Genomic DNA, 18,125 nt, shown 5'->3' with positions numbered 1-18,125 from the left:
TTTGCCTATCTCAACCATGTGCTACAGCATATTGGGAACGCCAAGATGGTTGAGGACGTCGAAGCCTTGCTACCCTGGAACACCTCCCTCAACAAGATGCAAAAGGGTTGATTCTTTGGCGTTTACTGTGGAAGGTGATGAAGGAGACGGATTCAAGGGAATGCCGCAACTGTCACAATTTTTCTGTCATGGATCTGAAAGGTCAGGCGCCTTTCGCTGCGCGTATCCACAAGGATGCCATGGAGCAAGGCAAGACCTGCATCGATTGCCACAAGGGCATCGCTCACCACTTGCCAAAGACTTATACGACGCAGGCGGAAAAACCAAAATACAATCCGGAAGACGCGGAAGATATCATGGAAATATGTGCTGCCTGCCACGGCATCTATGGACAGGGAACACCGGATGGCGAATATCCCCGTCTTGCCGGTATGAATCCTGCTTATCTGGCGAAACAGCTCGAGGCTTTCAAGGCCCGAAAGCGCATCAATATTCCCATGATTCCCTTTGCAAACGACCGCGAACTGCCCAAAGAGGATGTCAGGACCATCACCGCGTACCTGGCGGGTATCGATCTGCCGACACATATCGAAGTGGTGGAAGAAGCGGCTACCCAACAGGAAGGGTTCGATGCTCTGGGGCGTCTCGAGGAAAGCAAGCGCACTCTCAATATTCCCTATTATCCCGGAAATCCGGATGCGGGGGGGGCGACTGTACCGCAAGGAGTGTGCTACCTGTCATGGCAAGAAGGGTGAGGGTAACCGGGTTCTGACCATTCCATTCCCATGCTCACGGGGCAACACAGCAAATATTTGCTGAGGCAGATCGACAAGTTTCGCAAGGGCAAACGTGTGCATGATGATCCCAGAGATCAGCAGATATTTCAGCAGTTTAGCGAAACTGAGATTGCGGATATTCTAGCCTGGCTGTCCCGGCAGGATGACTGATTGCGGAAAAACCACAGCAAATGTATCTGTTTGCTTTCAAAAGGGTTAATACTTTGCACTTGATTTTCCTCAAGTGCGTAGTATGGTTGGAATGTTAATATTTCATGGTTTTTTAATACGGGCCGAGCGGAAACTTGCCGCGGTAACTGCCCGACAATCTTATTTTTCGGAGAGAAGATATGAACAAACGTTTGACGGCATCAGTGCTGGGTTTCGCTGCTACCATGCTGATCAGTGGTACCGCCTTTTCAAACCAGTGGATGTCCAAGGGTGGAGAGCGCGATGAAGCGCTGCATCTTAAGCCGGATCATGAAAACGGTATCGAGATCTTTGAAGTCTGTGCGGCCTGTCATCTGACCGAGGGCTGGGGTACGAAGGACGGCACTTTCCCTCAGATTGCCGGTCAGCATCAGACCGTTCTGGTCAAACAGCTGGCGGATATTCGTGAAGGTAACCGCGATAACCCCACCATGTATCCTTTCGCCAAGCCTGAATCCATTGGTGGCCCCCAGGCCATGGCTGACGTAACCCACTACATTGCCGGCTTGAAAATGAATCCCGATAACGGCAAAGGGGAATGGGAAGAAGGAACTCCCGATTTTGAAAACGGCAAAAAACTGTTCAAGGACAATTGCGTAAAATGCCACGGCGAACACGGTGAGGGCAAACCGGAAAAATTCTACCCAAAAATTCAGGGGCAGCACTACAAGTACATGGTGCGCCAGTTTGAGTGGATCCGTGATGGCAAACGCCGTAACGCCAACCCGGATATGGTTAAGCAGATCAAGGAGTTCAGTGATGATGACATGAAGCACGTTATCAATTACGTTTCCCGCATTCCTGTACCCAAGGAAGATCTGGCGCCTTCAAAAGATTACGTCAATCCGGATTACGATTGATGTAGCGCGCTGGCCCGGGCATTCGCCTGGGCCAGTGTGGAATATCACGGGGGGTTCTGCTCCTGGAACCCTCAAACAGAAAAAAGCGATTCGTCGCTTTTTTCTGTTTGAGGCATAACGAAACCCTGATTTATATGTGGCTGTAATTGCGAGAAATCATGGCCGTTTGTGACAAATTTGCATAACTTTGTCAGACCCGTTTTTCAACCCAACAGGTAAGTAATATCATGTCGAAGCGCGTAATCATTTCCAACTTGCTGATTCTGGTCAGTCTGGTTCTCATGGGGGCGATCTACTATGCGCCTGCCTGGTGGGTGTCGCTGACCGCTCCCAACTACCCCGAAGAGGCCTTTCCGGACGGGGTGCGTATCGAATTCCACATGAACGGCGTGTTCAATGGCTGTAAAAAAGTGGAAAAGAAGGAAATCGAGGAAAGCGAAGCGCTGGATTGCGTGCATGAAATGGATACCATCAATCACTATGTCGGCATGTACCCGATTGCTGCTGGCGGTGTCGTCGAACGTCCCTTTTCACCCTTCCTGATAAGTTTCCTGGGCGTCATGCTGTTGGGTTTCGCCTGCACCAAGCCCAAGATTCGTGTGCCGCTCATGGCGGTGGGTTTTGGTGCCATTGCCATCTGGATGTACATGACCTGGTATGGTGAGGGAGGACTGAAGTATCAGAGTGCCGGCTATATCGAAGCGCTGGTGACTTCCATGGATCAGGATACAGAGCGGGGTGGTGATCGCAACCGCAACGATGAATTGATCAATCGAATGAAAGAGGCTATCCCGGAAGGCGTAGTGTCCGTTGAAAAGCAGAAGGATAGTACCGACGAGATGACCAAAAAACTGGCCGGTCTGGCTGGGGCTCTGATCAGTGGTGAAGGCCTCGGTGTCAAACTCGAAAAATCAGAAAACAATGGCGCGACCGGTGATGCCAAGACTGACAATATTGCCTTGCTGAAGACTTCTTTTCTTATCGACCAGAAGAAAAAGCCAGTGAACGAACGTGAAGAATGGACCGGCAGTAATGCCCAGGTCATGCGCTGGCACTATGCGAAAAGCCTGGGGCGTTATTTCAACAATCCGGAAGAAATCCGCCCTCTGGTCAAGACCATGACAACCGCGTCCAATGTAGTGTTCTGGGGAATTATTGCCGCCATGATCCTGCTTGTATGGGGTGCGCGTAAAAGTAAAGGTATTCTGTACTGGCTGCTGATAGCTGTACCCATGGCGCTACCCGTGTTCTTCCTCATTGAGTATTCCGCCTGGCTGTGGTGGTACGGCCACAATCTGAATGCCATGGGCGCGTTTACGGTCAAACCCTTCATGCCGACGGTATTTGGTCAGGGCAAGGTGGCGCAGTTCACGACCCATTCCTATCCTGATACTGGATTTGGTTTGATGATGCTCATGGCTGCCCTGCTGGCAATTGCTGTTCTGCTGCGGATCAAGAACGCCCGGCAACAGTGATTCCTTTGCGCCCGTGGGCTCTGCTGTTCCTGTTTTTACCGGCGGTAGCTGCCGCTGGTTATCCTTCTCTGCAGGAACTGATAGACAAGACCCCGGAAGGTGAGGCGCTGGTACTGGAGCCCGGTACTTATGCCGGGCGAGCGCTCATCATCAGGCCCATCACCATCGATGGCCAGAACAAGGCGACAGTTGATGCAGGGGGTAAGGGTTCGGTCATCGTCATCAAAAGCGATGGCGTGACCATTAAGAACCTGCACCTGACCAATTCCGGCGAGTCGACCAACGACCTTGATTCCGGTGTGCAGGTGCGGGGCAACTTCAACGTCATCAAGGACAATGTCATGGACAATGTTCTGTTTGGCGTGGATCTGCAGCAGTCCAGCAACAATATCGTCAAGCGCAACCACATCAGTTCCAAGGAAGATTTTCCCTTGGGGCAGAAGGGCGATTCGGTGCGTTTGTGGTACAGCTTCGACAACAAGGTGCTGGACAATGTCACGGAAAACGTGCGTGACATGGTGGTCTGGTATTCGGCGAACAATACCATTTCTGGCAACCACACCCGCAACGGCCGCTATTCCCTGCATTTCATGTATTCCCGTTACAATCTCGTGGAGAACAACGACTACGTGAACAATGCGGTGGGTATCTTCCTCATGTACAGCGACAGTGTTGTGGTCAGAAACAATCACATCGCCCATGCTGCCGGGCCTACAGGCATTGGTATCGGTTTCAAGGAAACTTCTGATCTGACTATCGAGGGCAACCAGATACTGTACTGCGCCAGTGGCCTGTATATCGATGTGTCGCCTTTTCAGCCGGACACCACCAACCGTTTCACGGACAATCTGATTGCCTACAATGGCATCGGCATCCGTTTTCTCAATGACTGGCACAGCAATATCTTCAAGGACAACCGTTTCGTGGATAACCTGACCCAGATCGTGGTGACAGGTGGTGGCAGCGCCAACCGTAACCACTGGGAAGGCAACTACTGGAGCGACTACGAAGGCTTCGACCAGAACGATGACGGTATCGGTGACAGTCCCTATGAACTCTATGCCTATGCGGACCGTCTTTGGCAGAATGAGCCTTATGCGCAGTTCTTCAAGGGTTCACCTCTGCTGGAAGTGCTGGATTTTCTGGAACGCCTGGCACCCTTTTCGGAACCCCGTCTGCTGGTTCGCGATGACAAGCCCTATTTGAGACTGCTGGCGCAGAATGAGCGTCCGGCATCACCAGAGAAACAGGAAGCCAAACCGGCTGTGGAACAGGATCCTGCCGATCTGAGCAACGCCCTGGATCAACTGCGGAAAAGCCTGGAGAACTGACATGAGCAAGAAACCGCAAAAAAGACTCACCCCCAAACAGCGGGAGCGCCGACAGTTTCTGCGCTCTATCGCGCTGACCGTGGGTGTAGGCGGTATCGCCCTGATGGGCATGGTGCCTGTACTGGGCAAATGGGTGCAGCGCTTGCGACCGCCTGGCGCATTGAAAGAAGAAAAATTTCTTGCTGCCTGCATCAAGTGCGGGCAGTGTGTGCAGGTCTGTCCCGTAGAAGCCATCAAACTGGCGGATCTGACAGACGGGCTGGGCGTGGGTGTCCCTCATATCGATCCCAGGGACCAGGCCTGTGATTTTTCCTGCGATGGCCTGCAGTGCGTACTGGCCTGTCCCACAGGCGCCCTGATCCATGAAATCTCTTTCGAGTCGGAAGTGGACATGGGGGTGGCCAGAACAGTGAACCTGAAGCAGTGCCTGGCAGTGAACGGGCAGGGCTTCAAAGGTCTGGCCCGGGGTGCGGATTTCGATGGCAAATTGCGTTATGCGGAAATCGACCGCTGGAACCCCATAAAGCTGGGCGATCACCCCTACGACCTGGAACTCTGCGATCTTTGCGTGCGTCAATGCCCCATTGAAATCAATATTGCCAAATGCGCAGCCGAAGATGCCCAGCAGAAGGAAGGCAAGGTCGATCTGGTGGCCGTGCGGCAAAAGAACGAGTGTGCCCCCAAACATGCCATCGAGTTGCAGAATATCAACGGTGTAATGACGCCGGTGATTCTGGATGGCTGCGTGGGTTGCGGGGTATGTGAAATGGTATGTCCGGTAGAACCGGCCGTTATTGTCATGGACAGCAGCGAGAGCCGTGCCAACAGCGAGGGGATGAGAACGCTATGAGTACTGTCTTCGAATCAATCCGCGTATTGCTGGGTGGTACACCCAAACGCGTCGCCAAGAAAGACCTGCCGGAAGAAGTGCGTGAACTGCATGCACACAAGTTCGCCGATAAGGAACGTATCGAAAAGATCCATATCGAACTGGCAGAAAAACACGCCAATCCACCCACCGAGAAGCGCAGGCTCAAGCGATGGGCCGTGCTGATAGCGGTAAACCTGCTGTTCGTGGTGTCCTACCACCTGGATATTCAGTTACTGGAGGGGGCGCTCACCGCATCGCGTTTTGCCGGTTTCCACATGGCTGATCTGAATTCCGCCCTGCAGGTGATGCTGGCCTTCAAGCATGTGGTCATCAACCTGGTTATCGGTACTGTTACGGTGTTCATACTCTGGTGGCTGCTGGGAGGACGCACCTTCTGTTCCTGGGTCTGTCCCTATCATCTGGTGGCCGAATGGGCCGAGATGCTGCACCTCAAACTGATAGACAAGGGCTGGGCGAAGGATATCCAGTTCGACCGCCGTTCCCGCACCTGGCTGTGGCTGGTGTTCGTGATCCTGGCCGTCGTGACCGGTTACACGGTGTATGAAACCATTTCGCCTACGGGTATCCTGAGTCGCGCGCTCATCTACGGACCGGGCGTGGCCCTGATCTGGGTGTCATTGCTGTTGCTGTTCGAAATCTTCTTTTCCCGGCGCGCGTGGTGCCGCTATGCCTGTCCTATTGGTCTGACCTATGGCATCGTGGGAGCGACCTCGCCGTTTACCGTACACTACAAGCTGCCCAACTGTTTCCACGAAGGTGAATGCCGCAAGGTATGCCTGGTGCCTCATGTGCTGGATACCGTGCTGAAAGGCAAGGCAAAGGCCCTGGAAGTGGATATCGGCGCTGATTGCACCCGCTGTCTGCGCTGCGTGGATGCCTGCCCGACAGGCGCCCTGACCTTCAAGTACAAGGGCTTGAGTTCATGACGGCAAACTGTCCGGCCTGTGTTATCCTCCCGCCTCTCGTTGACTCCTGAATCAGGCGGGTTTTACAGATGGCAATGATTGAGTTCCAGAAAGTGACCAAGCGGTTTCGCCGCGTCGAGGTGCTCAAGGGCATAGACCTGAACATCGATCGCGGTGACCGGGTGGCCCTGGTGGGGTCCAACGGCGCCGGCAAGACCACCATGATCCGCTGCCTCCTGGGGGAGTACCAGTGTGGTGGCAAGGTCGTCGTCGATGGTCTGGAGCCACGCAAGCACCGCACCGAGGTGCTCAAGCATGTGGGTTTTGTTCCACAGATATCACCTCCCCTGAAAATGCCAGTGGGACAGTTGATCCGGTTTGCCGCAGGTGTCTGTGACAGCGACCCAAGGAAGATGATCGAAGTGGCGGAAAAGCTGGGCCTGGATGTCCACAAGATGCGCCACCAGCCTTTTAACAAGCTCTCCGGCGGCCAGAAGCAGAAACTGCTCATCAGTATTGCCCTGGGCAGGGATTGTGAACTGCTGGTGCTCGACGAACCTGCCGCCAACCTGGATCCCGAAGCCCGGCATATCTTCTTTCAGCTGCTGGAAGAGAAGCGCGACAAGGCCGCCATGATCATCTCCAGTCACCGCCTGGACGAGGTGGCTTCACTGGTGAATCGGGTGGTGGAAATGGATCAGGGTCAGATTGTGCTGAACGACCACGTGGCCGATGATGTGGACATGACGAGCATGCTCAGCTGCCGTCTGGTGCTGACACGGGCCAGCGAGGCATTTGCCCGCACGATCGAAGAGTGGCGCTTTACCGATGTGCGGGAAGGCATTATCTGGGAAGGCCGGGTGGCCGGCCCGGACAGGCTGCGCTTCCTTGGCATGCTGTCCCGCTATGCCGCCATCCTCAAGGCCATTCACCTGGATGAGGCGACGGACTGATGCGGGCACTGTTGATTTTCGCGAGCCTGGCACTGCTGGCAGCCTGTTCCGGCGAGCCGGATACCGGCCCCGGCAAGATACGATGGGACAGAGAGGTTTGTGCCCGCTGCGCCATGGCGGTCAGTGATCACAACTACGCGGCCCAGGTGCGGGGTGGTCCTGCAGGCCAGAAAGGTAAACTGTACAAGTTCGATGACATCGGTTGTGCCGTGATCTGGCTGGACGAAAAGCCCTGGAAGGATAACCCGAAAACCGAAGTCTGGGTCACGGACTATCGCAACGGTGACTGGATAGATGCGCGCAAGGCCTGGTATGTGAAGGGCAAGATCACACCCATGGGTTACGGCCTGGGGGCTACGCCGGAAAAGGAGCCCGGTGCCCTGGACTTCGCCCAGGCGAAAAAACATATCTATGAAGTGGAAGAACAGACCCATGCCCACCGTGGTGATGAACATCAGCATCCCGCAGCCGGAGAATAAGCCATCATGAAACATCTTCTTCTGACTGCCATGGCAGATATCAGTGAATCTCTGCGTTCGCGCTGGTTCTTGGTCTATTCCCTGGTGTTCGGCGGCGTGGTAGTGGCACTGTTCGCCTCTGGCCTTACTGAATCACGCATCATGGGCTTCACCGGCCTGTCGCGCATGCTGGTGACTTATCTGCAGATCACCATGGCGGTATTGCCCCTGTTCGTGCTCATTACCACCGTGCGTTCCGTGGCCGGCGACCGGGAGGCGGGTATCTTCGAATACATGCTGTCCCTGCCCGTAAGCCTGGCGAGCTGGTTCTGGGGCAAGCTGCTGGGGCGTTTCTTCGTCGTCTTCCTGCCCGTAGTGCTGGCCATGTTCGCCGCTGTCGCTTGGGGTATGTTCAAGGGTGTGGAAATTCCCTGGACCCAGGTGCTGTTTTACACCGGCTTTCTGATTTCACTGGCCTGGTGTTTTCTGGGTATCGGCATGCTGGTGTCCACCATGGCGCGTTCATCCGATGTGGCCACAGGCTCGGCCTTTCTCATCTGGCTGTTTCTGCTGCTGTTCCTGGATCTGATTCTGCTGGGGTCCCTGATCAAGCAGGGACTGCCGCCGGAGACCATCATCGCCATCGCCCTGGCCAATCCCCTGCAGGTATTCCGTACCGGCGCCATGCTGCTGTTCGACCCACAGCTGGTGCTGCTGGGGCCTTCCGCCTATGTGATTCTCGATAATTTTGGTGAAACCGGCTATCTGGTATGGGCGCTGGTATATCCTTTCGTGCTGGGCACCCTGACCGCGTGGCTGGGTTATCGCCTGTTCCGCAAGGGCGATCTGCCATAGGGTTCGCTCATGCCTGAACGCAAATCCTGGATCATTCCTGTCGCCATACTGGTTGCGGCTGCCGTGTTGGGCGCTGTTGCCTGGTATTTTCGTGACTATTTCGAACCACCGCCTGCCCGGATGCTTTCCCTGGACAGTTGTGATCTGCACGAGGGTCCCTGTAGACGAGCGCTCCCGGGCGGTGGCGAAGTGATATTCGCCATCGAGCCCCGCAGCATTCTCCTCACCAAACCCCTGAAGCTGCGTGTCGAGGTAAAGGGTGTGGCTGCCGACAGGGTGGAAGTGGACTTCTCCGGCGTGACCATGAACATGGGATACAACCGGCCGCTGCTGAACAACGTGGCCAACGGCCGCTTCGAGGGAGAGGGACTGCTGCCCGTCTGTATCCGTCAGCGCATGGACTGGGAAGCGAAAGTCATTCTGCGTACCGACCGGGGGAGTTTCATCATTCCCTGGCGTTTTGAAACCGTAAAGTGATCCGTGGCAGGCAAGGCGAACAAGCTGCAACCTGTACCCGTGTGGCTGGGGCGTCTGCGCCGGGAACTTCGCCAGCTGGCGATGCCGGCACTGTCCACAGGGCAGACGGGGCCGCTGTCCGTTTCCTTCGAAGTGCCGGTGGCAGAGTCTGTCGCACCCCCCGCCCATGTCTCCCGGTGGCTGTACCTGCATCAGCCGGACAGTCAACACCGCCTGCTGGGTCTGGGCATGGCGCATTCCATAACGGCACAGGGAGAGCAGCGTTTTCAGCAACTGGATGCGGCCTACCGGCAGATGCAGGGCAACTGGACGCGCATCAGCCAGGGGCGGGGACGCGCCGGGGCCAGAGTTTTCATCGGCTTTGCCTTCGATCCGGATTTTCAGCCGCAGGAAGACTGGCAGGGATTCGATAACGCGGGACTGTATCTGCCACAACTGCTGTTCGAATGGAAGAAAGGCCGTTGTGTGCTGACCTTCAATTGCTACCGTGACCGTGCTGTTTCCCCTGAAATCATCATCAGAGACTGGTTAGCCCGTCTGCGCTCGGTGTTGTACGCAGATGCTTCTGTTTCTGAAACGGGAGCTTCCCGGGTCTTTCTCAAGAAAGAACTGCCCACGGCTGCCAGCTGGCAGGACGGTGTATCAGAGGCCGTTTCAGCCATGGAAAACAGGCAATTCGACAAGGTGGTGCTGACCCGCCGGCTGCAGCTGAAGTTCGCGGATGAAATTTCTCACCGCCAGATGCTTCCCTACCTTGCGCAGCACTATCCCGGCTGCACCCAGTTGTCTGTCAGCTTCGGCCGCGGTATTTTACTGGCGGCTACCCCGGAGAAGCTCTTCGACATGAGCGCCGAGCATCTGCACTGCGATGCCCTGGCGGGTACCTATCCAGCACATCAGCGCTGGCCTGATGCCCGGATGGAGCGCCATGAACATGCGCCGGTGGTACAGGCGATCCGGGATGCGCTGCAACCGCTGTGTACCGATATCAGAACGGAGCAGTCCGCCAGGCCTCTCGCACTGCGGTCACTATCACATCTGTATACGCCCGTACGCGCTGTACCCCGGTCCGGTGTGCGGCCTCTGCAGGTGCTGGATGAGCTGCACCCGACGCCGGCGGTGGGAGGCTTGCCCCGCCAGGCAGCCCTGACCTGGATTCGCGAGCACGAGTGCTACCCGAGAGGCTGGTACACCGGTGCTTTCGGCTGGCTGGGTGATCACCAGAATGCCAGCCTGTCCGTGATCCTGCGCTGTGCTCTGATCCAGGAAAAAACGGCGCAGCTCTATGCGGGTGCGGGCATTACCCGGGTATCGGATCCCGGACAGGAGCTGAGGGAGACCGGCCTCAAGCTCGAGCCCATGCTGAACGCACTCCTGGGCTGATGGATCAGGGCAGGATCAATCTGGACTGGTGCGCGTCCCTGTTGCAGGGCCTGGTCAGCGCGGGTTTGGAGCAGGTCGTGATTTCTCCCGGTTCCCGCAATACGCCCCTGACCCTGGCAACCCTGTTGCTTCCGCAACTGCATCATCAGGTGGCGGTGGATGAACGCAGCGCGGCATTCTTTGCGCTGGGCATGGCTGTGGAAACGGGTGATCCTGTGGCGCTGGTCTGCACCTCGGGGACGGCGGTAGCCAACTGGCTGCCTGCCGTAGTGGAGGCCAACAGCCGGCAACTGCCGCTGATACTGCTCTCTGCAGACCGCCCCTGGGAACTGCAGCAGTGCCAGGCGAACCAGACCATTGACCAGGTCAGGCTCTTCGGTGAACAGGTGCGGGCATTCCACCAGCTGAGCCCGCCAGAGGCTTCTGAAACTGCCCTGCGACGCCTGCAGGCCCTGGGCAGGGAACTGGTCAGGGAAGCTTCCCGGCCCTGTGGCGGACCCGTGCATGTAAACCTGCCCCTGCGCGAACCCCTGGTTCCTGAGCAAATACCCCCAACCCTGCCCACGGTGCCAGTGGCGCCCTGTCTGCCTCCCCGCCTGTCATTGCAGGAAGGCGAGCTGCAGACATTGATCGAATCCCTTGACGGGAGGAAAGGCATCATCGTCTGCGGGCTGGATGCGCACAGCGGGGCACTACCCGCACTCGGTGCAGCGCTCGGGGTTCCGGTATTGGCAGATCCCCTGTCCAGCCTGCGTTATGGATCCGAAGCATCCGTGATCGGCCAGTATGATCTTTTCCTGCGTTCGGTATCCCGCAGAGCGCAGCTTGCCGTCGAATGGGTACTGCATTTCGGCGCCACACCCGTATCCGCCACGCTGCAAAATTTTCTCGATGAACAGACAGCAGCACGCCACTGGTGGGTGGATGCCTCCGGACGGACCATGGACAGGCAGAGCATGACGGTGGAAACACTGCAGGCTTCCACTGCAAGCCTGTGCGGGCAATTGCTGTCTGCCGGTCTCGATCCGCTGGCACCTGCATGGCTGGAAGCATGGCAGGAAGCGGACCGGCAGGTGGCGCTGCAGTTGCAGAAACAGCCCCTGCCGCTGGAAGCCAGCATTCTGAGACATGCTCTGGAAGCGCTGCCGGACCGAAGCCTGTTGTTCAGCGGCAACTCCCTGGCGGTACGGTTCCTGGATGCCTACTCGGGGAAACTGGACAAGAGCATCACCGTGCACGGGAACCGGGGTGCCAGTGGGATCGATGGCAATCTGTCCACTATGGCGGGTATTGCACGCGCCTGTATGGGCGGGGCAAAGGTGCTGGGAATCCTGGGTGATCTGGCTTTTTTTCACGACCTGAATGCCCTGGCTCTTGCCCGCGATCAGGATATGATACTGTTGCTGTTCAACAACCAGGGGGGTGGTATATTTGATTTCCTGCCTCAACAGGCATTGCCTGAATACGAAGCCTGCTGGCGCACGCCGGTTCCCCTGGACCATGGGCATATCGCCAGCGCCTTCGGCGTCGATCATTTTCAGGTGACCGATGTCCAGGCCTTCGACGAGGCGTTTGCCGCAGCCCTCCGTGGCCAGGGGCTGCAGCTCATAGAGATCGTCATCGACAGCGCACAGACCCGCGAACTGCACGAAGCTGTCATTGCCCATTGGCTGAACTGATTTGCCCCCTGTTGCCGTGAACGGAGTTTTCCCATGACCTGGACCCGACTGCTGGAACAACGATTCGAAGACATACGCTACGAGCACCTGGATGGTGTGGCCAAGATCACTATCGATCGCCCCCAGGTGCGCAATGCATTCCGTCCCCGGACGGTAAGGGAGCTGATCGAAGCCTTTCATCATGCCCATCATGCACCGGACATCGGTGTCATTGTCCTGACCGGCGAGGGCGACAAGGCTTTTTGCTCCGGCGGTGACCAGAAAGTGCGTGGCAGTGAAGGCGGTTACAGAGACGAGGAAGGCGTTCAGCATCTGAATGTGCTGGACCTGCAGATGCAGATCCGCCGGCTGCCCAAGCCCGTGATCGCCATGGTGGCGGGTTATGCCATTGGCGGTGGTCATGTGCTGCACCTGGTCTGTGACCTGACCATTGCCGCGGATAACGCCCGTTTTGGCCAGACCGGCCCCAGGGTGGGATCTTTCGATGCCGGCCTGGGAGCGGGCCTGATGGCGCGCACCGTGGGTCTGAAGAAAGCCAAGGAGATCTGGCTGCTGTGCCGCCAGTATGATGCCGCCGAAGCCCTGGAGATGGGGCTGGTGAACGCCGTGGTACCCCTGGCGGAGCTCGAAGAAGAAACCCTGCGCTGGTGCCGGCAGATACTCAGGCACTCGCCTACTGCGCTGCGCGTGATCAAGGCCGGCTTCAATGCCGATACCGACGGCCTGGCAGGCATACAGGAACTGGCGGGCAACGCCACGGCGCTGTTCTACATGTCCGGGGAAGGGCAGGAGGGGCGGGATGCCTTCCTGGAAAAACGCGAGCCGGATTTCAGCAAGTTTCCCCGTCGTCCCTGAATATGTCCGGTTTCTCGGTCTGGCTGTCGGCTGTCCGTCCCAAGACCCTGGGTCTTTCTGTCAGCCCTGTGCTGCTGGGTTCCTGCCTGGCCTGGTCGGAACAGGGGGAGCTGCATGTCCTGCCGGCCCTTGCCGCGTTACTGGCTGCCATCTGTATCCAGATCGGAACCAATCTGCACAATGATGCCGTTGACACCCTGAAGGGCACTGATACCGACGACAGACTGGGACCGCCGCGGGCCACGGCACAGGGATGGTTGACTCCCGCCAGCGTGCAGCGGGGCGCTGCAATGGCCTTTGGCTGTGCATTCGCGCTCGGCATCTACCTGGTGATGGTGGGCGGTTGGCCCATTCTGCTGCTGGGGCTGGTTTCTCTCGTTGCTGGGGCTGCCTATTCCGGCGGTCCCCGGCCCATCTCTGCCTCGCCCCTGGGTGAATTGTTCGTGTTTGTGTTTTTCGGTCTGGGAGCGACAGTCGGCAGCTATTATCTGCAAACCGATCAGATTTCCATGCCTGCACTGCTGTCCGGAAGCATGCTGGGATTCATTGCTGCAGCGGTGCTAGTGGTGAACAACTACCGGGACATGCAGACCGATGCCGTGGCCGGCCGCAGGACGCTGGCAGTGCTGTTGCCGCCCCGTGCCAGCCAGTGGGAGTACGCCCTGCTGCTCCTGGCCCCTTTCCTGCTGTTGTGGCTGCTATGGGCAACGGGTGTCGTCTCCTGGTGGCCCCTGATGCTTGTTGTTGTCGTTATCTACCTGATTCTGCAGATGTTTACCTTGCCTGTGGGGACGGTGCTCAATCAGCTGCTGGCCGGCACCGCACGCTTTCAGCTGCTGTTTTCCCTCGTCTTCAGTGCCGCGCTGTTCCTCTGAGGATGTCGTAAAAGCTCTTCCCCGGGCTTTTACGACTCGGAATCGGAAAAGTGCGATTTTCCGATTCCGCCCAAAAGCTGTCGCCTTTTGCGACACCCTCCTGAGCAGACTTGCGTTACACACTCAATCGCGCTCAAATAGCTATCTTGACGACTGAAAAGGACTGTCCTGTGTTATGAAAAGCTTTCTGAAAACTGTATTTGCCTCTTTTACCGGCATGATCCTGGTGCTGCTGTTGCTTGCAGTGCTGATCGGCGTGATGCTGACCGCCAAGGAAACGCCCCAGCCCATAGAAGACAAGACCCTGCTGACCCTCAACCTGGGCGTGCCCATCGTGGACCGGCAGCCCCGGCAGAAGTTTGCATCCGTCATCCGCGGCGCCCTGCAGGACAGAAAATCCGACAGACAATCTCTGCGCGCCGTGGTGACGGCGCTGCGCAAGGCGGCCAAGGATGACAGGATCAGCGGACTGTATATCAAGGGCAATGTGGTTCGTGACGGTTATGCCTCCGGCTGGGCAGCGCTGAAGGAAGTCAGGAAGGCCATCGAAGCGTTCAAGGCTTCCGGCAAGCCGGTGATCACCTGGCAGGAAGGCCTGGATGAGGCGACGCTGTACGTGGTGTCGACAGCAGACAGGCTGGTGCTCAATCCCCTGGGCCTGCTGGAGTTCAACGGTTTTGCCAGTGAGGTGCCGTATTTCCGCAGCGCCTTTGAAAAATACGGCATCGACGTACAGGTTTCCCGTGTCGGGAAATACAAGTCGGCTGTGGAGCCTTTTCTTCTCGATCACATGAGTGAGGAAAACCGGGAGCAACTGGACACGCTGTTGAACGATCTTTTCGATGAAGTGGTCGCCGCTGTGGCCAAGAGCCGCAACCTGCCTGTCAGCAGTCTGCATGAGCTCGCGCAGAAGGAAGCGGTCGTCGAGGCGGATCAGGCACTGAAGCGTGGGCTCGTCACGGCCGTGGGTTATTACGATGTGGTGCGTGAAAAACTGGAAGCGCTGACGGGCACGGAGGCAGGTAAAGCCATCGAGAACCAGAAATCGGTATCCGACTACTTCGCCACCCTGACAAAAGACGATAAGGCAAAGGACAAGCTGGCCGTGATCTATGCGGAAGGCGATATCATTTCCGGCAGTGACAAGGATCAGGTGAGCGGCGATTACATCGCTTCCCTGCTGCGCAAGGCAAGAACGGATGACGACGTGAAGGCCGTTGTGTTGCGCGTCAACAGTCCTGGCGGCAGTGCCAGTGCCTCGGACATCATCCAGCGCGAGACCATCCTGCTCGCCAAGAAAAAGCCGCTGGTCATTTCCATGGGAGCAGTGGCGGCGTCAGGCGGCTACTGGATTTCGGCCTATGGTGATGAGATCTATGCGGAGCCGAATACCATTACCGGATCCATCGGCGTGTTCGGCCTGTTCCTGAACGTGCAGAAGCTTGTCAATGAGCTCGGCGTGAAAGTGGAAGTGGCGCGCACGGCGCCAGCGGCTGACGTGTTCAGCCTGTTCCGGCCCAAGACCCCGCAGGAGATGGCAATCATCCAGAAATTCATCGACCATATCTATGCCGAGTTTCTCGACAAGGTGGCCGAAGGCCGCAAACTGGACAGGGCCGCAGTGCATGAAATTGCGCAGGGGCGTGTCTGGTCCGGTAAACGGGCGCTGGAGCTGGGGCTGGTGGACAAGCTCGGGGGACTGGAAGATGCCATGGCTTCTGCGGCGAAAAGGGCCAACCTGGATAGCTACGCGGTCGAGGAATACCAGAAGGAAGGCACTCTGCTGGAAGAACTGATGAAGGAAATGGGCATGGAAGTACAGCTGCGGCAGAATCCGCTGGTGGATACGACCTGGAAGCAGGTGCAGTATCTGCTGTCCCTTACCGATGCGAAAGGCATTTATGCCCGCATGCCCTATGATCTGATCATACACTGAAGGGAAGAACAGCTATGGAAGTGGTGGATACACCCCCGGAAGAAGAGAAAAAGCCAGGCGGCCTGAAAGGCATCCATGTCCTGTGGATCGTCCTGGGTACGATCCTGATCACCGCAGCCGTTACCTTCTGGGCGGTCAGGACCTACACTATGCCCATGACTTCAAGCAGGTTGAACTGAGCAGAAAGGAGCAGCAGCAGCTCAACAGCAAGCTGAAGCTGCTGGGATACAAGCCCGCTCCCGCAGCGCCCTCGGCCGACAAGCCGGAAACGGACAGCGAGTGGCTGCGCCCGGAGCGCTATGATGATACCAAGGGCAAACGTGAGTTGTTCTTTACCGAACGGGAACTCAATGGCCTGCTGGCGAACAACAGGGACCTGGCAAAGAAACTGGCGGTGGATCTGTCAGACGACATGGTGAGCGCCCGCCTGCTGGTGCATGTGGACCCTGACTTTCCCATTCTGGGGGGTAAGACCTTGCGCGTATCTGCCGGTGTCGAAGCAGCTTTCCATGACAAGCGTCCTGTGATCAGGCTGCGTGGTGTGAGCGTAATGGGCATTCCCGTGCCCAATGCCTGGCTGGGTGGGCTGAAGAACGTGGATCTGATCGGCGAGTTTGGTGATGCAGGCGGTTTCTGGGCTGCATTTGCCGAAGGCGTGAAAGACATTCAGGTCGAAGACGGCCGCCTGAAGATCTCTCTCAAAGAATAGAAACAGCCCCCTGAAAAAAGGGGGCTGAACTGCTCAGTCTTTTGCTTCGACCACCTTGGCGTCCGGGGCGTTCCTGCCTACCGAATCGATGCCGTTGTTCCGTCCTTTCTCGGTCTTGTACATCTGGCTCTTGCCGATGACCTGTCCGTTGGTGGCGTTGAGCGTAAAGAAAAACTTGCCGTTGGTGGCGACTTTCTTTTCGAATCTCTTGGGGTCCTGGCTGTTCTTGCGTACGGATTCGATGCCGTTGGCGCAGCTTTTTTCTGCAGCATAGCCCTGGCTTTGCAGAATGGTTTCACCATTGCCTGCCTTGAGAACGAAATAATGCTTACCGTCTTTTCCAACTGAAGTTACGAACTTGCCTGCCATGATGGCCTCCTTTCTGGTGTGGTCGTGAAAAAGGTTCAGATATCTGTTTCAACGTCATCGACATCGATCTGGCCGGTGATACGCCGCCGGATATGTGACCAGGATATGCCCACGGCGAGCAGCAGGGACAGCAGCGCCAGGGCGACATAGCCCAGTACCGACGGGTTGTCCAGTGACAGCCAGCCGTAAAAGATCATCGCCCAGATCAGGCTGCCGAACAGAGCAACCACCAGCAGTGAACCAAACAGCCCCAGGGAACGTGCCGTTGCCCGCAGGTAGATGGCCCAGCCTATAAAGAGGATGACTGCCGAAAGGATAATCAGGGGATCGAGCTTGTTGGTACTTTCAATGAACCAGTGAACCCAGGAGTGACCGGAAGGGTTGTAGGTGGCGAATACCAGAACGAATGCCACGACGAGTCGGATGAGGAAATTGGTCCAGTGAAAGGCTGTTACGGCCATGAAAAACGGCTCCCTGAATTTCAGTTATCAGGGAGTATAGGAGAACTGTGGTTTTTTTTCCATTCAACAGCAGATTGCCTGCGCTGTTTCCGCTTCAGCCTGTCATGCCCGGCAGGTTCCAGGGCATGGGGCTTCTGGTCAGGGCAACGCTGACCATGTAGGCGAAGCAAAGGTAGGCGGCGAGTAGCGATACATAGCGTCGCTGCCAGGTTCTGCCGCGCAGGGCGAGGGCGCCGAAAACGATGTAAGTGATCAAGGCCAGCAGCTTGGCGGTCAGCCAGGGTGTGGTGCCGGGATACTGCTGCAGGTTGAAGGCAAGCCACAGGCCGCTGAAGAACAGGGTGCTGTCGACCAGGTGAGGGATGGTGCGCACCCAGCGTGCTTTGAGCAGCGGGGAGCCTTTCAGCATGAGGATGGCCCGCAGGGTGAATCCGACAAGAGACAGCGCCACGCAGCTGACGTGAATCAGCTTGACCAGACTGTGGTCGATCATTTGGGCGAAGCGCCGCTTACGCTGCCAGCCATGGAGAGCGAAGCGAAGGCTGATAGACCCCAGTAGCCGCGAGGCCGCACTGTTTTCCCGGCGTGCCTTGCGCCAGAGGGAAAACAAAGTAGGCCTCCGAACGCGGCGTCCAGTCATATGGGAGCCAAGTACGGAGCAGCAAC

Annotated in this window: 21 protein-coding genes; 18 read left to right on the top strand and 3 right to left on the bottom strand. The window is 57.1% G+C overall.

Annotated features, from left to right (window positions below):
• The 18 genes from ACOCD2_RS02925 to ACOCD2_RS02840 all read left to right on the top strand — a co-directional run.
• The coding region (locus tag ACOCD2_RS02925) for a transposase domain-containing protein (RefSeq protein WP_368857392.1) at window positions 1-111 on the top strand (111 nt) is incomplete at its 5' end.
• The gene (locus ACOCD2_RS02920; protein WP_293644623.1) at window positions 108-755 is read left to right on the top strand and encodes a NapC/NirT family cytochrome c; all 648 of its coding nucleotides are present in this window, start codon (window positions 108-110) and stop codon (window positions 753-755) included. The genes ACOCD2_RS02925 and ACOCD2_RS02920, both read left to right, overlap by 4 nt.
• Before the next feature lie 30 nt (window positions 756-785).
• Entirely contained in the window at window positions 786-947 is a 162-nt protein-coding gene (locus ACOCD2_RS02915) for a c-type cytochrome (RefSeq protein ID WP_293644621.1), read from the top strand.
• A gap of 179 nt (window positions 948-1,126) precedes the next feature.
• Window positions 1,127-1,846, top strand: a complete 720-nt coding sequence (locus tag ACOCD2_RS02910) for a c-type cytochrome (protein ID WP_293644619.1) — start codon at window positions 1,127-1,129, stop codon at window positions 1,844-1,846.
• Window positions 1,847-2,073: 227 nt separating this feature from the next.
• The gene (locus tag ACOCD2_RS02905; protein ID WP_293644617.1) at window positions 2,074-3,321 is read left to right on the top strand and encodes a hypothetical protein; all 1,248 of its coding nucleotides are present in this window, start codon (window positions 2,074-2,076) and stop codon (window positions 3,319-3,321) included.
• A gap of 5 nt (window positions 3,322-3,326) precedes the next feature.
• Window positions 3,327-4,652 carry a nitrous oxide reductase family maturation protein NosD gene (gene nosD / locus ACOCD2_RS02900; protein WP_293644615.1) on the top strand — a complete coding sequence of 442 codons (1,326 nt, stop codon included), beginning with the start codon at window positions 3,327-3,329 and terminating at the stop codon, window positions 4,650-4,652.
• 1 nt (window position 4,653) lies between these two features.
• Window positions 4,654-5,502 (top strand): 4Fe-4S binding protein, encoded by an 849-nt coding sequence (locus tag ACOCD2_RS02895; RefSeq protein WP_293644613.1) that lies wholly within the window; start codon window positions 4,654-4,656, stop codon window positions 5,500-5,502.
• The gene (locus tag ACOCD2_RS02890) at window positions 5,499-6,470 is read left to right on the top strand and encodes a NapH/MauN family ferredoxin-type protein (RefSeq protein WP_293644611.1); all 972 of its coding nucleotides are present in this window, start codon (window positions 5,499-5,501) and stop codon (window positions 6,468-6,470) included. The genes ACOCD2_RS02895 and ACOCD2_RS02890 overlap by 4 nt, the downstream gene beginning before the upstream one ends.
• 68 nt (window positions 6,471-6,538) lie before the next feature.
• On the top strand, window positions 6,539-7,402 hold the full coding sequence (locus ACOCD2_RS02885; RefSeq protein ID WP_305800375.1) for an ABC transporter ATP-binding protein: 864 nt from the start codon (window positions 6,539-6,541) through the stop codon (window positions 7,400-7,402).
• The gene (locus ACOCD2_RS02880) at window positions 7,402-7,881 is read left to right on the top strand and encodes a nitrous oxide reductase accessory protein NosL (protein WP_293652360.1); all 480 of its coding nucleotides are present in this window, start codon (window positions 7,402-7,404) and stop codon (window positions 7,879-7,881) included. Before ACOCD2_RS02885 ends, ACOCD2_RS02880 begins: the two co-directional genes overlap by 1 nt.
• Window positions 7,882-7,887: 6 nt before the next feature.
• Entirely contained in the window at window positions 7,888-8,715 is an 828-nt protein-coding gene (locus tag ACOCD2_RS02875) for an ABC transporter permease (RefSeq protein ID WP_293644607.1), read from the top strand.
• A gap of 9 nt (window positions 8,716-8,724) precedes the next feature.
• Window positions 8,725-9,192, top strand: coding sequence for a hypothetical protein (locus tag ACOCD2_RS02870; protein ID WP_293644605.1), 468 nt, complete (start codon window positions 8,725-8,727; stop codon window positions 9,190-9,192).
• Window positions 9,193-9,195: 3 nt separating this feature from the next.
• Complete coding sequence (locus tag ACOCD2_RS02865; protein WP_293644603.1) at window positions 9,196-10,575, top strand: isochorismate synthase; 1,380 nt, start codon at window positions 9,196-9,198, stop codon at window positions 10,573-10,575.
• Window positions 10,575-12,254: a 2-succinyl-5-enolpyruvyl-6-hydroxy-3-cyclohexene-1-carboxylic-acid synthase gene (menD, locus tag ACOCD2_RS02860; protein ID WP_293644601.1), complete on the top strand. Its 1,680-nt coding sequence runs from the start codon at window positions 10,575-10,577 to the stop codon at window positions 12,252-12,254. Before ACOCD2_RS02865 ends, menD begins: the two co-directional genes overlap by 1 nt.
• A 33-nt stretch (window positions 12,255-12,287) precedes the next feature.
• On the top strand, window positions 12,288-13,109 hold the full coding sequence (menB, locus tag ACOCD2_RS02855) for a 1,4-dihydroxy-2-naphthoyl-CoA synthase (protein WP_293644599.1): 822 nt from the start codon (window positions 12,288-12,290) through the stop codon (window positions 13,107-13,109).
• 2 nt (window positions 13,110-13,111) lie between these two features.
• Window positions 13,112-13,984: a 1,4-dihydroxy-2-naphthoate polyprenyltransferase gene (locus ACOCD2_RS02850; RefSeq protein ID WP_293644597.1), complete on the top strand. Its 873-nt coding sequence runs from the start codon at window positions 13,112-13,114 to the stop codon at window positions 13,982-13,984.
• Window positions 13,985-14,159: 175 nt separating this feature from the next.
• Complete coding sequence (sppA, locus tag ACOCD2_RS02845; RefSeq protein WP_293644595.1) at window positions 14,160-15,920, top strand: signal peptide peptidase SppA; 1,761 nt, start codon at window positions 14,160-14,162, stop codon at window positions 15,918-15,920.
• Window positions 15,921-16,002: 82 nt separating this feature from the next.
• On the top strand, window positions 16,003-16,629 hold the full coding sequence (locus ACOCD2_RS02840) for an arginine N-succinyltransferase (protein WP_293644593.1): 627 nt from the start codon (window positions 16,003-16,005) through the stop codon (window positions 16,627-16,629).
• 33 nt (window positions 16,630-16,662) lie between these two features.
• Here ACOCD2_RS02840 and ACOCD2_RS02835 read toward each other — a convergent pair whose 3' ends face one another.
• From ACOCD2_RS02835 to ACOCD2_RS02825, 3 genes are all read right to left on the bottom strand, one after another.
• Complete coding sequence (locus ACOCD2_RS02835) at window positions 16,663-16,998, bottom strand: YegP family protein (protein ID WP_293644591.1); 336 nt, start codon at window positions 16,996-16,998, stop codon at window positions 16,663-16,665.
• A gap of 35 nt (window positions 16,999-17,033) precedes the next feature.
• Complete coding sequence (locus tag ACOCD2_RS02830; RefSeq protein WP_293644589.1) at window positions 17,034-17,459, bottom strand: DUF6524 family protein; 426 nt, start codon at window positions 17,457-17,459, stop codon at window positions 17,034-17,036.
• Between the two features lie 94 nt (window positions 17,460-17,553).
• Window positions 17,554-18,069: a SirB2 family protein gene (locus tag ACOCD2_RS02825; protein WP_293644587.1), complete on the bottom strand. Its 516-nt coding sequence runs from the start codon at window positions 18,067-18,069 to the stop codon at window positions 17,554-17,556.
• Window positions 18,070-18,125 lie beyond the last annotated feature (56 nt).

Source organism: Thiolapillus sp. (genome assembly GCF_048562965.1).
GTDB lineage: Bacteria > Pseudomonadota > Gammaproteobacteria > Chromatiales > Chromatiaceae > Thiolapillus > Thiolapillus brandeum_A.
Note: the sequence above shows the minus strand (reverse complement) of the source record. Positions and strands in the feature narration are given on the sequence as shown.

What these genes read in the sequence shown, in the direction of transcription:
- ACOCD2_RS02910 (WP_293644619.1), top strand. Translation starts at nt 1,127, where the DNA reads ATGAACAAACGTTTGACGGCATCAGTGCTGGGTTTCGCTGCTACCATG.
- ACOCD2_RS02895 (WP_293644613.1), top strand. Translation starts at nt 4,654, where the DNA reads ATGAGCAAGAAACCGCAAAAAAGACTCACCCCCAAACAGCGGGAGCGC.
- menB (WP_293644599.1), top strand. Translation starts at nt 12,288, where the DNA reads ATGACCTGGACCCGACTGCTGGAACAACGATTCGAAGACATACGCTAC.
- ACOCD2_RS02915 (WP_293644621.1), top strand. Translation starts at nt 786, where the DNA reads ATGCTCACGGGGCAACACAGCAAATATTTGCTGAGGCAGATCGACAAG.
- sppA (WP_293644595.1), top strand. Translation starts at nt 14,160, where the DNA reads ATGAAAAGCTTTCTGAAAACTGTATTTGCCTCTTTTACCGGCATGATC.
- ACOCD2_RS02880 (WP_293652360.1), top strand. Translation starts at nt 7,402, where the DNA reads ATGCGGGCACTGTTGATTTTCGCGAGCCTGGCACTGCTGGCAGCCTGT.
- ACOCD2_RS02890 (WP_293644611.1), top strand. Translation starts at nt 5,499, where the DNA reads ATGAGTACTGTCTTCGAATCAATCCGCGTATTGCTGGGTGGTACACCC.
- menD (WP_293644601.1), top strand. Translation starts at nt 10,575, where the DNA reads ATGGATCAGGGCAGGATCAATCTGGACTGGTGCGCGTCCCTGTTGCAG.
- ACOCD2_RS02905 (WP_293644617.1), top strand. Translation starts at nt 2,074, where the DNA reads ATGTCGAAGCGCGTAATCATTTCCAACTTGCTGATTCTGGTCAGTCTG.
- ACOCD2_RS02850 (WP_293644597.1), top strand. Translation starts at nt 13,112, where the DNA reads ATGTCCGGTTTCTCGGTCTGGCTGTCGGCTGTCCGTCCCAAGACCCTG.
- ACOCD2_RS02835 (WP_293644591.1), bottom strand. Translation starts at nt 16,998, where the DNA reads ATGGCAGGCAAGTTCGTAACTTCAGTTGGAAAAGACGGTAAGCATTAT.
- ACOCD2_RS02875 (WP_293644607.1), top strand. Translation starts at nt 7,888, where the DNA reads ATGAAACATCTTCTTCTGACTGCCATGGCAGATATCAGTGAATCTCTG.
- ACOCD2_RS02830 (WP_293644589.1), bottom strand. Translation starts at nt 17,459, where the DNA reads ATGGCCGTAACAGCCTTTCACTGGACCAATTTCCTCATCCGACTCGTC.
- ACOCD2_RS02870 (WP_293644605.1), top strand. Translation starts at nt 8,725, where the DNA reads ATGCCTGAACGCAAATCCTGGATCATTCCTGTCGCCATACTGGTTGCG.
- ACOCD2_RS02885 (WP_305800375.1), top strand. Translation starts at nt 6,539, where the DNA reads ATGGCAATGATTGAGTTCCAGAAAGTGACCAAGCGGTTTCGCCGCGTC.